The organism is Glutamicibacter soli (assembly GCF_003309065.1).
Lineage (GTDB): Bacteria > Actinomycetota > Actinomycetes > Actinomycetales > Micrococcaceae > Glutamicibacter > Glutamicibacter soli.
The window spans coordinates 469644-482975 of sequence record NZ_POAF01000002.1 but is presented as its reverse complement, the minus strand read 5'-3'; the positions used below and the strand labels follow the sequence as shown (position 1 = coordinate 482975).

General features: G+C 64.6%; 13 protein-coding genes. 9 read left to right on the top strand and 4 right to left on the bottom strand.

Features of this window, described 5'->3' with window-relative positions:
• The first annotated feature begins 96 nt into the window (after nt 1–96).
• From C1H84_RS05790 to C1H84_RS05765, 6 genes are all read left to right on the top strand, one after another.
• Complete coding sequence (locus C1H84_RS05790; protein WP_113606807.1) at nt 97–897, top strand: GAP family protein; 801 nt, start codon at nt 97–99, stop codon at nt 895–897.
• A 68-nt stretch (nt 898–965) separates the two neighbouring features.
• Nucleotides 966–1463 (top strand): hypothetical protein, encoded by a 498-nt coding sequence (locus C1H84_RS05785; RefSeq protein WP_113606806.1) that lies wholly within the window; start codon nt 966–968, stop codon nt 1461–1463.
• Nucleotides 1464–1514: 51 nt separating this feature from the next.
• Nucleotides 1515–1958, top strand: coding sequence for an NUDIX hydrolase (locus tag C1H84_RS05780; protein ID WP_047118405.1), 444 nt, complete (start codon nt 1515–1517; stop codon nt 1956–1958).
• 139 nt (nt 1959–2097) lie between these two features.
• A complete protein-coding gene (locus C1H84_RS05775; protein ID WP_082123803.1) occupies nt 2098–2934 on the top strand; it encodes an exodeoxyribonuclease III in 837 nt (278 codons plus the stop codon).
• Between the two features lie 9 nt (nt 2935–2943).
• Nucleotides 2944–3954, top strand: coding sequence for a tryptophan--tRNA ligase (gene trpS, locus C1H84_RS05770; protein ID WP_113606805.1), 1011 nt, complete (start codon nt 2944–2946; stop codon nt 3952–3954).
• A gap of 1 nt (nt 3955) precedes the next feature.
• Nucleotides 3956–4474 (top strand): 2'-5' RNA ligase family protein, encoded by a 519-nt coding sequence (locus tag C1H84_RS05765; protein WP_047118407.1) that lies wholly within the window; start codon nt 3956–3958, stop codon nt 4472–4474.
• A 258-nt stretch (nt 4475–4732) separates the two neighbouring features.
• Here C1H84_RS05765 and C1H84_RS05760 read toward each other — a convergent pair whose 3' ends face one another.
• The 4 genes from C1H84_RS05760 to sdhC form a co-directional block, all read right to left on the bottom strand.
• Entirely contained in the window at nt 4733–5515 is a 783-nt protein-coding gene (locus C1H84_RS05760; RefSeq protein WP_047118408.1) for a succinate dehydrogenase iron-sulfur subunit, read from the bottom strand.
• Complete coding sequence (gene sdhA / locus C1H84_RS05755; RefSeq protein WP_047118409.1) at nt 5515–7302, bottom strand: succinate dehydrogenase flavoprotein subunit; 1788 nt, start codon at nt 7300–7302, stop codon at nt 5515–5517. The genes C1H84_RS05760 and sdhA overlap by 1 nt, the downstream gene beginning before the upstream one ends.
• Before the next feature lie 71 nt (nt 7303–7373).
• The gene (locus C1H84_RS05750) at nt 7374–7817 is read right to left on the bottom strand and encodes a succinate dehydrogenase hydrophobic membrane anchor subunit (protein ID WP_047118410.1); all 444 of its coding nucleotides are present in this window, start codon (nt 7815–7817) and stop codon (nt 7374–7376) included.
• A 3-nt stretch (nt 7818–7820) separates the two neighbouring features.
• Nucleotides 7821–8201 (bottom strand): succinate dehydrogenase, cytochrome b556 subunit, encoded by a 381-nt coding sequence (gene sdhC, locus C1H84_RS05745; RefSeq protein ID WP_082123805.1) that lies wholly within the window; start codon nt 8199–8201, stop codon nt 7821–7823.
• 278 nt (nt 8202–8479) lie between these two features.
• Between sdhC and C1H84_RS05740 the strand changes: the two genes are divergently transcribed.
• From C1H84_RS05740 to C1H84_RS05730, 3 genes are all read left to right on the top strand, one after another.
• The gene (locus tag C1H84_RS05740) at nt 8480–9595 is read left to right on the top strand and encodes a mannose-1-phosphate guanylyltransferase (RefSeq protein ID WP_113606804.1); all 1116 of its coding nucleotides are present in this window, start codon (nt 8480–8482) and stop codon (nt 9593–9595) included.
• A 179-nt stretch (nt 9596–9774) separates the two neighbouring features.
• Nucleotides 9775–11907 (top strand): choline BCCT transporter BetT, encoded by a 2133-nt coding sequence (betT, locus tag C1H84_RS05735; protein ID WP_113606803.1) that lies wholly within the window; start codon nt 9775–9777, stop codon nt 11905–11907.
• Nucleotides 11908–12040: 133 nt separating this feature from the next.
• Nucleotides 12041–13246, top strand: a complete 1206-nt coding sequence (locus C1H84_RS05730) for an amidohydrolase (RefSeq protein WP_113606802.1) — start codon at nt 12041–12043, stop codon at nt 13244–13246.
• Nucleotides 13247–13332: the final 86 nt, after the last annotated feature.

The following is a 13332-nucleotide window of genomic DNA, read 5'->3' as shown; positions in this document are numbered from 1 at the left end:
CCATCCGCAGGGCGGCGAGGCATCCGCCTTAAGGGGGAGATTGAGCCGTCCTGCTGCCCGATACCCCTGCGCCGCGATCCGGGACAGGCTGGAAGCATGGACATCTTCACGAATGCCGCACCCGCCTCACTGGTGGTGCTCGCGCTGATCGACGCCACCAGCATCGGCACCCTGGTCATCCCCATTTGGCTGCTGCTGCGCCGCGACTACCGCCGGGCGATTCCCCGGGTGCTGCTCTACCTCGGACTGCTGGCCGGCTTCTACTGGGCGATCGGTCTGCTGCTGCGCTCCGGCTTCCAGCTGGCGTATTCCCGGATGTCCTTGGACACCCCGATGATGCGGCTGCTGGGGCTGGCCCTGGGGGCGGGGATGATCATCTGGGCCTTGACCTACCGCACCGACGAGCAGAAGCTCGTCGCGGCGCGCAAGGCCGGGACCGCAAGCGGTGAGACCGTCAAGGCCGGCGGGCTGCAGGGAACTGCTACCGGCCAGCCGCAGGTTTCCGGGGCGCTGCGCCGGAGGCTGGGGACCGCGCTGGATACCCGCACCGGGGTCGTGGCGCTGGCCTTGCTGGCGGGGCTGCTGGAGCTGCCCACCATGCTTCCCTACCTCGGCGCCATGGGCGTGTTGCAAGGCGCCGGATGGAGCTCCGGGGTGCAGGTGCTGGTGCTGGCCGGGTACTGCCTGGTGATGATCGCTCCGGCGCTGGTGCTGGTGGGTGTGCGCAGGGCGGCCGGGGACCGGATGGAGCACTGGCTGCAGGCGGCGGGAAGGAAGTTGGGCCGCTACGCGCAGGAGACGCTGGGCTGGGTGGTGGGCATCGCCGGGTACTTCCTGATCAGGTTCAGCCTGGACGGGGTGCAGCTGCGCGAGCTGGTCGGCGACGTGCTGGGATAGCCACGCTGTGGGCGAAAGGACAGCTGCGCGATTGGCCTGCATCCGGGGATGATGCGAGAATTGAAGGCATGGAACCTCTAGGCAGCAGCGCGAAGCAGGGTCGGAAAATCACCCTCAACGCATCGACCCTGGCAATGTCGGTCATGGTCATCGTCCTTCTGGTGGCGGTCATCTTCGCCGCCAATTCAAATGAGATCGTCGGCTGGTTCGTTGTCGTCATCTCCGCCGGCTGGCTGCTGCTCGCCGGGTTCATGATGTTCGGCCTCAAGCGCGGAGCGCAGAAGATCAACAACTCGCTGCGCGAAGCCACCGCGGCGGCCACCCCGCGCGCCCAGGCCGGCAGCGTCGTGGTCGACGAAGCCACCAGCCAGCGCGACATGAAGCTGGACCACTCCTTCAAGATCGTCCAGGTCCAGGCCCGGGTCATCGCCGAGCAGCGCGAGCTGAAGAACCCCGAGTCGGAAGAAATGATCGACCGGGCCCTGGACACCATCCAGATGACCGCGAGCAACGCCCGGGATATGATCAAGCCGGCCAAGCCGCTTGACGGCGAAATCATCGGTTAATTTCAAACTTTTCGAGACGGCTTCGGCCGTCTCGATGTCTTTAAGGACCGCGTGCATCTGATTCCCGTGGTCTATGTCGTTTTCCGGCGCGAGGACCGGATCTTGTTGCAGCAGCGCCGCGGAACCGGTTTCATGGACGGGCATTGGGCCTCCGGGGCCGCCGGGCATGTCGAGGCCGGGGAAACCGTGCACCAGGCCGCCTGCCGCGAGGCATTCGAGGAACTGGGGATGAGCATCGAGCCGGATGGCCTGGAGCCGCTGGCCGTGCTGCACCGAGCCCCGAACCGCGTCGACTTCTTTTTCCAGTGCACCAGCTGGTCCGGCCAGCCCAAGCTGATGGAGCCGGACAAGGCCGCCGAGCTGCAATGGTTCGACCTGAAGGCGCTGCCTAGTCCCGTGGTCCCGCATGAATTGCATGTCCTGGGCCAGTTGTGCTCCGGCGTTCCGGGGATCGGATCGTTCGGCGATTTCACGCCGCCTGCCGGGCTGGACTAACCAGTACTCCAGACGATTCGCGCAGGCTGATGGGAGCTGCCCGCGCGGAGGGAGGCTACGTTCTCCGCACTCGGCGTTTCCCGGAGGGGCGCGAGTCGATCAGCGGGTAATCAGCACGCGAATTTTGTAAGCTGGAAGGGTGATACCAACCAGCGTGGAAATTCTGAGCAAGAACGCCGGCGCCCTGCGCGTGGCTTCGGTCAACGTCAACGGCATTCGCGCCGCCTACCGCAAGAACATGGCAGATTGGGTCGCCGCCCGCGACGTCGACATCCTGTGCCTGCAGGAAGTGCGCGCACCGGACAAGGTGCTGCGCGAACTGATCGGCGAGGGTTGGCACATCTTGCATGCCGAAGCCAAGGACAAGGGCCGTGCAGGCGTGGCAGTGCTCTCCCGCGTCGAGCCGGTGGCCGTGCGCGAGAACATCGGCGACGAGTACTTCGCCGACTCCGGACGCTGGGTGGAAGCCGACTTCGAGGTCAACGGGGAAACCTTCACCGTGGTCTCCTGCTACGTGCACTCGGGCGAACTGGGCACCCAGAAGCAGGAGGACAAGTACCGTTTCCTGCAGCGCATGACCGACTACCTGCCGGCCCTGGCAGCGGAAAAGGACCATGTGCTGGTGGTGGGCGACCTGAACGTCGTGCACACCGAGAAGGACATCAAGAACTGGAAGCCGAACCACAACAAGCGCGCCGGCGTGATGGATGAGGAGATCGCCTACTTCGACGGCTTCTTCTCCTCGGTCGGCTACAAGGACGTGGCCCGCGAACTGGCCGGAGACGTCCAGGGCCCCTACACCTGGTGGTCCTACCGCGGACAGGCCTTCGACAACGACGCCGGTTGGCGCATCGACTACCACATGGCCACCCCGTCGCTGGCCAGCAAGGCCATCAAGTCCCATGTTGACCGCGCCTCAGGCTACGACCTGCGCTTCTCCGACCACGCACCGCTGGTCGTCGACTACCAGTTTTAAGGAATTTTCATGACTAAGTCCCGCGTTCTTTCGGGCATGCAGCCTTCGGGCGACTCCCTGCACCTGGGCAACTACCTCGGCGCACTGGTCAACTGGGTCAAGACCCAGGACGAGTTCGACGCCTTCTTCTTCATCCCCGACATGCACGCGATCACCGTGAGCCAGGATCCGGCCGAGCTGCGCGCCCGCACGCGCAAGACCGCCGCCCAGTTCATCGCCGGCGGCATCGACCTGGAGAAGTCCACGCTGTTCGTGCAGTCCCAGGTGCCCGAGCACGCCCAGCTGGCCTGGGTGCTGAACTGCATCACTGGCTTCGGCGAGGCCAGCCGCATGACCCAGTTCAAGGACAAGTCGGCCAAGGGCGGCGCGGACGCGGCCAGCGTCGGCCTGTTCACCTACCCGGTGCTGATGGCCGCCGACATCCTGCTCTACCAGCCGCAGGGCGTTCCGGTGGGCGACGACCAGCGCCAGCACGTGGAGCTTGCCCGCGATCTGGCCAAACGCTTCAACCACCGCTTCGGGCAGACCTTCACCGTGCCGGAGGCCTTCATCCCGAAGGAGGGCGCGCGCATCTACGACCTGCAGAACCCGACCTCCAAGATGTCCAAGTCCGCCGAGTCCCCTGCGGGCCTGATCAACGTGCTCGACGAGTCGAAGCTGATTGCCAAGCGCATCAAGTCCGCGGTCACCGACGCGGACACCGTGATCGCCTACGACAAGGCCGAGAAGCCCGGCGTCTCCAACCTGCTGGACATCCTGGCCGCCGTGACCGACCGCCATGTGCCGGACCTGGTCGCTGAATTCGAGGGCAAGATGTACGGGCACCTGAAGGTGGCAGTGGCCGACGCCGTGGTGGAGCGCCTGGCTCCGATCCGCGCCCGCACCCTGGAGCTGCTGGACGATCCGGCGGAACTGGACCGCCTGCTGCTAGCCGGCGCCGAGAAGGCCCGACAGGTTGCTTCCAAGACCGTGGCAGATGTCTACCAGAAGGTCGGCTTCCTGCCGCCGCTGGGTGTCTGACATGGATAACCTTGAACCCCGATTCACGCTGGGCGTGGTGATCCCGGTGCCGCAGCCGCAGCGGGAGACCCTGCGCGCCTGGCGCCGGGAGTTCGGGGGAGCGGACACCGAGGTGATCGCTCCCCACATCACGCTGGTGTCCGGGTCCTACCTGAACACCTGGGAGAAGGCCGCCGCGCAGGTGCGCCAGGTGGCGGGTCAAACCGCGAGCTTCACAGTGCAGCTGGGTGCCGCGCGGACCTTCCGTCCAGCCAGCGAAGTGGTCTACCTGCCGCTGCTGGACGGGGCGGAGGAATGCTGGGCGCTGCACCGCGGGCTGCTCTCCGACGCGCTGCGCCACGAGTCGAACTTCGCGTACCATCCGCATCTGACCATTGCGCAGAACGTGCCCCCGGAGAACCTGGACGCCGCGCAGGCAGCGCTGGACCAAGTGGGCCTGTCCTTCGAGGTGAGCTCGATCCAGCTGTTCGACACCCGCGGCGGGCAGTGGAGCCTGAGCGAAGAGATTGAACTGGGCTAAGGCCCGCCGACACACGAAAAGAACGCCAGCCCAAAGGCTGGCGTTCTTTTCGTTGAAGGTCTGCTCGGCAGCCCAAGCCTCTGGCTCGGCCCATGCACGCAGCATGGCGGCGCCGTTGCAGGTGCCCCGCGGTGGCAGTTGCCGGGCAAGGGGTTCGGCGGACTTCAGGCCCCGCGGGGGACCGGGGAACGGCTCTTTCCTCCAGCAATGCCAAAAGGCCCGAACCATGAAACTGGTTCGGGCCTTTGCTTCGCGTACTTAGACGGTGCGCGAGAGGATCGCCTGCTTGACCTCGGCGATAGCCTTGGTCACCTGGATGCCGCGTGGGCACGCTTCGGTGCAGTTGAAGGTGGTGCGGCAGCGCCACACGCCTTCCTTGTCGTTCAGGATCTCCAAGCGCATGTCGCCTGCATCATCGCGCGAGTCGAAGATGAAGCGGTGCGCATTGACGATCGCTGCCGGGCCGAAGTACTGGCCATCGGTCCAGAACACCGGGCAGGAGGAGGTGCAGGCGGCGCAGAGGATGCACTTGGTGGTGTCATCGAAGCGCTCGCGGTCCTCGACCGACTGGTAGCGTTCCTTGGTCGGCTCGTGGCCCTTGGAAATCAGGAACGGCATGATCTCGCGGTAGGACTGGAAGAACGGTTCCATGTCCACGATCAGGTCCTTCTCCAGCGGAAGACCCTTGATTGCCTCAACGGTGATCGGCTTGGAGGTGTCCAGGTCCTTCAGCAGGGTCTTGCAGGCCAGGCGGTTGCGGCCGTTGATGCGCATGGCATCCGAACCGCAAATGCCGTGGGCGCAGGAACGGCGGAACGACAGCGAGCCGTCGTGGTCCCACTTGACCTTGTGCAGGGCGTCCAGCACGCGGTCGGTGCCGTACATGGTCAGCTTGAAGTCTTCCCAGTAGGCCTCTGCAGTGGTCTCCGGCAGGTAGCGGCGAACGCGCAGGGTGATGTTGAAGGTTGGGATCTCTCCGCCGCCACCAACACCGGCCTTCAACTCAATCTTTGATGGTGGTTCTGGCAGTTCGGTGCTCATTAGTACTTACGCTCCATTGGCTGGTAACGGGTGAAGACAACCGGCTTGGTTTCCATGCGGATGCCGGCGATGCCCTCGGTAGTAGCGTTGTGGTCGCGGTAGGACATCGAGTGGACCATGAAGTTCTCATCGTCGCGGTTCGGGAAGTCCTCGCGGTAGTGACCACCACGTGATTCCTTGCGGTGCAGCGCTGCGGTGGTCATGACCTCCGCCAGGTCCAGCAGGAAGCCCAGTTCCACGGCTTCGAGCAGATCCAGGTTGAAGCGCTTGCCCTTGTCCTGGATGGACACGTTCTTGTAGCGTTCGCGCAGGCTCTCGATGACCTCCAGAGCGCCCTTCAGCGAGGTCTCGTCGCGGAACACCTGGACGTTGGCGTCCATGATCTCCTGCAGGGCCTTGCGCAGCTCTGCGACGTTCTCGGTGCCGGTGGAGTTCAGCAGGCCGTCCAGCTGTGCGGTGACCAGGGCTTCAGGGTTCTCCGGCAGCTCGACGAAGTCAGCGGTCTTGGCGTACTCGGCGGCGGCGATGCCGGCGCGGCGGCCGAAGACGTTGATGTCCAGCAGCGAGTTGGTGCCCAAGCGGTTTGCGCCGTGGACCGAAACACAGGCGACCTCGCCGGCTGCGAACAGGCCCGGGATGGTGGTGTTGTTGTCCTGCAGGACCTCGGTCTCGATGTTGGTCGGCACGCCGCCCATGGCGTAGTGCGCGGTCGGGTACACCGGCACCGGGTCGGTGAACGGCTCGACACCCAGGTAGGTGCGGGCGAATTCGGTGATGTCCGGCAGCTTGGATTCGATGTGCTCTGGCTCCAGGTGGGTCAGGTCCAGCAGCACGTAGTCCTTGTTAGGACCGCAGCCGCGGCCTTCGCGCACTTCGTTGGCCATGGCACGGGCCACGATGTCACGTGGAGCCAGGTCCTTAATGGTCGGAGCGTAGCGCTCCATGAAGCGTTCGCCGTCCGAGTTGCGAAGGATTGCGCCTTCGCCGCGGGCGCCCTCGGTGAGCAGAATGCCCAGGCCTGCGAGGCCCGTCGGGTGGAACTGGAAGAACTCCATGTCTTCCAGCGGCAGGCCCGAGCGGAACGCGATGCCCATGCCGTCGCCGGTCAGGGTGTGGGCGTTGGAGGTGGTCTTGAAGACCTTGCCTGCGCCGCCGGAAGCGAAAATCACGGACTTGGCCTGGAACACGTGCAGTTCGCCGGTGGCCAGGTCGTAGGAGACGACGCCGGCAACACGCTTCTGCATGTAGGCGGTGCCGTCTTCGCGGAAGGCTTCTTCCTCAACCATCAGCAGGTCCAGCACGTAGTACTCGTTGTAGAACTCAACGTTGTGCTTGACGCAGTTTTGGTACAGGGTCTGCAGGATCATGTGGCCGGTGCGGTCTGCTGCGTAGCAGGCGCGGCGCACGGCGGCCTTGCCGTGGTCGCGGGTGTGGCCGCCGAAGCGGCGCTGGTCGATCTTGCCCTCAGGGGTTCGGTTGAACGGCAGACCCATCTTTTCCAGATCCAGCACGGCGTTGATGGCTTCCTTGGCCATGACCTCTGCTGCATCCTGGTCGACGATGTAGTCGCCGCCCTTGATGGTGTCGAAGGTGTGCCACTCCCAGTTGTCTTCCTCGACGTTGGCCAGTGCGGCGCACATGCCGCCCTGGGCCGCGCCGGTATGGGAGCGGGTTGGGTAAAGCTTAGTTAGCACTGCGGTGCGTGCACGCTGACCGGATTCGATCGCTGCACGCATACCTGCACCGCCGGCACCGACGATGACTACGTCGTACTGATGTACCTGCATTCTTGATGCTCTCTTTTCTACAAAAAACTGTCTGGCTAAAAGTTCGGCTCTAAAACGGGGGTTTTAGGGTTTTAGCACTGTGGCAGGGTGCTGCCCGCGACGCATGGGTCGAAGGTGAAGATCACCAGGGTGCCGAGCACAACGATGAAGATCGTCGCGACGTACAGGATGCCCTTGAGCCATGCTCGGGTCGAGTGCTTCTCTGCGTAGTCGTTGATGATGGTGCGCACGCCGTTGGTGCCGTGCAGCATGGCCAGCCACAGCATGGCCAGGTCCCAGAACTGCCAGATCGGGTCGGCCCACTTGCCGGCGACGAAGCCGAAGGAGATGGCGTTGATGCCGTCGCCAACGATCAGGTTGGAGATCAGGTGGCCGAAGATCAGGACGATCAGGGCCACGCCGGATAGGCGCATGAACAGCCATGCGAGCATTTCGAAGCTGCCGCGGGACTTCGGACCGCGCTTGTACTTCGGGTCGATGCGCTGGCTGCGTGGAGCAGGAATGGTGACGCTCATGGCTTAGTGTCCTCCAAATGCGAGGGAGAGATGGCGGATGGCGAAGCCTGCGAAGACGACGACCCACAGGATCATGACGCCCCAGAGCATCTGGCGCTGGTACTTGGTGCCCTGCTTCCAGAAGTCAACGAGGATCAGGCGCAGACCGTTGAATGCGTGGAAGAGAATGGCCGCGACCAGGCCGGTCTCGCCCAGTGCCATCCACGGGGTCTGGTAGGTGCTGATTACTGCGTTGTATGCATTGGCATCCACGCGCACGAGGGCCGTATCCAGCACGTGAACGAGTAGATAAAGAAAAATTACGACACCGGTGACTCGGTGTCCCACCCAGGACCACATGCCTTCATGGCCGCGGTATAGGGTGCCTGACGAAGTCTTCGACACTGAACTAACCTCCAAGGCTCGCAACGGCGCATGTGTATATTGCACACAATGAGATTTGACGCACTTGTGCGAGCGTTCCTTGTGCGAGTCTAAACCACTTGCCGGGTCTCAATCTATTTCGTGTCTCGATCCTGTGAGTATGTTCACCGAATAGTGTCGTCTATGCGGTAAAAGGCTCGCAAAGCCCGAATATTAGGTCATGCGGGCCTTGTCTATTTACCCTGCAGGTGTCGCTCTCAATACCGGTATTTCCCGGAGAATGAATTAGTCTGGAATGCGTGAATGCAGACCTATTAGCCCGATTCCACGGCGTGATTCCCGCCGGCGGAGTCGGTACCCGACTGTGGCCCCTTTCCCGTGCATCGGCTCCCAAGTTCTTGCACGATCTGACGGGATCGGGCTCGACCCTGATCCGCGCCACCTACGACCGCCTGGTGCCGCTGGCCGGCGACCGCATCATGGTGGTGACCGGACGCGCCCACCGCGGCGCCGTGGTCGCCCAGCTGCCCGAGCTGTGCGACGAGGATCTGGTCCTGGAGCCGGAGCCGCGCGACTCCGCCGCGGCCATCGGCCTGGCCGCCGCGATCCTGTCGCTGCGCGACCCGGAGATCATCATGGGCTCCTTCGCAGCTGACCAAGTCATCGAGCCTGTCGAGGTTTTCCAGGCGGCCCTGGGCGAGGCGATCCACACCGCCGCCAGCGGCAAGATTGTGACCATCGGAATCCACCCGACCCACCCCTCCACCGGCTTTGGATACATCAAGACCGGCGAGCAGCTGGACGTGGCCAGCGCCCCGAGCGCGCGCGGCGTGGTCGAGTTCGTCGAGAAGCCGGATGAGGACACCGCCCGCCGCTACCTGGCCAGTGGAGGTTTCCTCTGGAACGCGGGCATGTTCGTGGCCCCGGTGGGCCTGATGCTCAAGCACCTGCAGGCCAACGAGCCGCAGCTGCACGAGGGCCTGATGAAGATCGCGCAGGCCTGGGACACCGAGGCGCGCGACGAGGTCATGGCCGAAATCTGGCCGGGCCTTCCGAAGATCGCCATCGACTACGCGGTGGCCGAGCCCGCCGCCGCGGCAGGCGACGTGGCGGTCATCCCCGGCGTGTTCAACTGGGACGACGTGGGGGACTTCGCCGCCATCGGACGGCTGAACAAGGCCAGCGCGGATGAAGGCATCATCAATCTCGGTGATAAGCAAGTGCGCGTCTACGCGGACAGCGCCACCGGCGTCGTCTACTCGGACCGCCCGCGCGTGGTGGCCCTGGTCGGCATCGAGGACGTCGTGGTGGTCGACACCGCCGACGCGCTGCTGGTGACCACCAAGGACCATGCGCAGAAGGTCAAGCAGACCGTCGAGCAGCTCAAGGCCGACGGCGCGACCGAAGTGCTCTAGACCTGCCCACGCGCCGGCCTCCCGCAGCGTGCGGGAAGCCGGCGCGTGTCCAGTTTCACGAATAAATTGGCCAACCGGGTCGTGACCACACCGAAGGCAACTGCCTTCGGCCACGTTAGCCTGTGCTTCTGCTGTGCGTAACCGGGGTGGATCCTTGGCCGGTTGGTATGTTTGAAGTCATGACTACGGCCAATAGCGAGTCCGATTCATCCGATGCCGATACGGCGCAAAACCCCGGAACGCCACGCACCCGGATCAACAAAGTGGTATTTTTCGGCTCAGCATCTCTGGTGCTGGGCATTGCTCTTTGGGCCATCTTCGACCGCGATTCGGCGGACCTGGCCATTTCCACCGCCGTCGACTGGATCGGCAGGAACTTCGGCTGGTATTACACGCTGATCATCGTCGCGGCGCTGCTGTTCGTGATCGCGGCAGCCGTCTCGAAGGTCGGCAAGACCCGGCTGGGCCCCGACCACGCCCGGCCCGCCTTCAACATGTTCACCTGGGCGGCCATGCTCTTCGCCGCCGGCATCGGCATCGATTTGATGTTCTTCTCCGTTTCCGAGCCGATCACCCAGTACCTGGCCCCGCCGACCGGGGAGGGATCCACCGTGGAGGCCGCGCGCCAGGCCATGGTCTGGACGCTCTTCCACTACGGCCTGCTCGGCTGGGGGCTGTACGCGCTGATCGGCATGGCCCTGGGCTACTTTTCCTACCGCCGCAACCTGCCGCTGTCCATCCGCTCGGCGCTGTATCCCATCCTGGGCAAACGCACCTCGGGCTGGATGGGGCACACCGTGGACATCGCAGCGATGCTGGGCACCATCTTCGGCATCGCCACCTCTCTGGGCATCGGCGTGGCCCAGCTGAACTACGGGCTGCACTTCATGTTCGGGATCCCGGAGAACCGCAGCTGGCAGATCATCCTGATCGTCACCGCCGTGGTCATGGCCACCATTTCGGTGCTCACCGGCGTGGAGAAGGGCATCCGCCGGCTCTCCGAGCTCAACGTCCTGCTCTGCGTCGCGCTGATGCTCTTCATCCTGGTCACCGGCGGCACCGCCTACCTGATGGACGGCATCATCACCAACGTCGGGGACAGCATCGCCCGGTTCCCGTCCATGGCGCTGGACACCTTCGCCTACGACCGCCCGGAATCCTGGCTGAACGGGTGGACGCTGTTCTTCTGGGCCTGGTGGATCGCCTGGGCCCCGTTCGTCGGCCTGTTCCTGGCCCGCATCTCCCGCGGCCGCACCATCCGCCAGTTCGTCACCGGCGTGCTGGTGGTCCCCTTCGCCTTCATCCTGCTGTGGATCTCCATCTTCGGCAACAGCGCCCTGCAGCTGGTGCGCTCGGGCAACGAGGCATTCGGCGAGGTCGCCATGAACACCCCGGAACGCGCGTTCTACAGCCTGCTGGAACAGTTCCCGGCTGCACCGTTCACCGCAGCTGTCGCCACCTTCACCGGCTTGCTGTTCTACGTGACCAGCGCCGACTCCGGCGCGCTGGTCATGGCCAACTTCACCTCCCACCTGAAGGACCCGCAGGCCGACGGCTCCAAGCCGGTGCGGCTATTCTGGTCGCTGGCCACCGGCCTGCTGACCCTGGGGATGCTCTTCGTGGACGGAGTGCCGACCTTGCAGGGAGCCACGGTGATCATGGGGCTGCCGTTCTCGTTTGTGCTGCTGTTGATCATGCTCGGCCTGTTCAAGTCGCTGCGCATAGAATCCGCGCTGGCCAGCAGCTACAAGAACACCATGCACGAAGCGCTGACCAGCCGGCTGGGTTCGGTGAACGACCGGCGCAGCTGGAAGCAGCGCCTGGCCCGCTCGATGACCTATCCGGGGCTGAAAGCGGCCCGGCGCTATCTGGACGAGGTTGCCCGGACGGCGCTGGACGAGGTGGCCGAGGAATTCCGCCGCCGCGGGGCGGACGTGGAAGTCACCCTCGAGCCGGTGCCGAACCTCCAGCTTCCCTCCCTGGACCTGCTGGTGGCCACAGGCGTCGAACGGCCGTTCAAGTACCAGGTCTACCCGGTGCAGCTGCCGGTGCCCCGGTATGCGCGTTCGGCTCCGGGCAACGACGTCTACTACCGCATCGAGGTGTTCTCCCAGGAGGGCAGCCACGGCTACGACCTGATGGGGCTGAGCAAGGAGCAGGTGATCGGGGACATCCTGGACCAGTACGAGGCGCACCTGGGTTATCTCGACGGGCAGCTGCAGGCCGACGAGCCCAGCCAGGTCAACGCCGAAGCGGTGATGACCACCCGCTGGGAATCGGACTTCGCGCACACCGTACGCGAGGAGTCCTAGGACCCGGCGCGGCGGCCGGCGCGGCGTTGCGTCCCGCCGCGGCGCCGTGTCCCGTGTTTCGCGGTTGGCGGCCACATTACGGATAAACTGTCTTCCTCAGGCTCAAGACGCGTATTGTCGAAAGGTGTCTTCAGTGAGTGAATTAGGAAATTTAGGGTCGGTCAAGGACTGGACCGAGTCCTTAACGCCCGAGTTGATCGAGTTCCGCCGCGAACTGCACCGCAACCCTGAGCTTTCTTTCGCTGAATTCCAAACCACCGAACGCATCCTTGAAGCCCTGCGCTCTGCCGGGCTGGACCCGGTGAAGATGGAACGCACCGGAGCCTACGTGGACGTCGGTGAAGGCCCCATCCGCCTTGCCCTGCGCGCTGACATCGATGCGCTGCCGGTGCTGGAGGAAACCGAGCTCGACTACGCCTCGACCATCGAGGGCATCGCCCACTCCTGCGGCCACGACATCCACACCACCGTGATGCTGGGAACTGCGCTCGCGCTGGGCCGCATCCAGCAGGCAGGACAGCTCGCGGGCCGGATCCGCGTGATCTTCCAGCCCGCCGAGGAGAAGCTTCCCGGGGGAGCGGTCTCGGTCATCGAGCAGGGAATCCTCGACGAGGTCCCGCGGATCCTGGCCCTGCACTGCGAGCCTCGCATCGACGCCGGGAAGATCGGCACCCGCATCGGCGCCATCACCTCGGCCAGCGACACCATCCGCATCGAGGTCAACGGCCGCGGCGGGCATACTTCCCGCCCGCACCTGACCGAGGACATCGTCTTCGCGATGAGCCAGATCGCCACCCAGGTTCCCGCCGTGCTCGGCCGCAAGGTCGACGTGCGTTCGGCCGTGTCGGTGGTCTGGGGGCAGATCCACGCCGGCAGCGCGCCCAACGCCATTCCCGCCACCGGCTACCTGGCCGGCACCATGCGCTGCCTGGACGGCGACGTCTGGTACGAAGCCGGGGAGCTGCTGGATGCAGCGGTGCGCCAGATCGCCGCGCCGTACGGGGTGGAAATCAAGCTGCAGCACACCCGGGGCGTCCCACCGGTGGTCAACGCCCCGGCCGAAACCGCGCTGATCGAATCGGCGGCCCGCCAGGAGTTCGGGACCGATTCCATCGAGCTGACCCCGCAGTCCATGGGCGGCGAGGATTTCGCCTGGATGACCCAGAAGGTGCCCGGCGCGATGCTGCGCCTTGGCACCCGCACCCCGGGCGGCAAGATCTTCGACCTGCACCGCGGCGATTACGTGCCTGATGAGAGGTGCATTGCGGTAGGCGTGCGGATCATGTGCGCGGCCGCGCTGCAGGCAATCGACGCGGCGAACGGCATTCGGGCCAAATAACCGGAGAATTTGCCAATAATTTTTCGACTCCACTAGTCACACCGTGAATTGGCGAACTGACTTGGGCATTGACGTTAAGCGCTTGC

Coding starts and splice junctions, on each gene's coding strand:
- C1H84_RS05765 (WP_047118407.1), top strand. CDS start 3,956: ATGGATAACCTTGAACCCCGATTCACGCTGGGCGTGGTGATCCCGGTG.
- C1H84_RS05750 (WP_047118410.1), bottom strand. CDS start 7,817: ATGAGCGTCACCATTCCTGCTCCACGCAGCCAGCGCATCGACCCGAAG.
- C1H84_RS05760 (WP_047118408.1), bottom strand. CDS start 5,515: ATGAGCACCGAACTGCCAGAACCACCATCAAAGATTGAGTTGAAGGCC.
- sdhA (WP_047118409.1), bottom strand. CDS start 7,302: ATGCAGGTACATCAGTACGACGTAGTCATCGTCGGTGCCGGCGGTGCA.
- C1H84_RS05790 (WP_113606807.1), top strand. CDS start 97: ATGGACATCTTCACGAATGCCGCACCCGCCTCACTGGTGGTGCTCGCG.
- C1H84_RS05785 (WP_113606806.1), top strand. CDS start 966: ATGGAACCTCTAGGCAGCAGCGCGAAGCAGGGTCGGAAAATCACCCTC.
- betT (WP_113606803.1), top strand. CDS start 9,775: ATGACTACGGCCAATAGCGAGTCCGATTCATCCGATGCCGATACGGCG.
- trpS (WP_113606805.1), top strand. CDS start 2,944: ATGACTAAGTCCCGCGTTCTTTCGGGCATGCAGCCTTCGGGCGACTCC.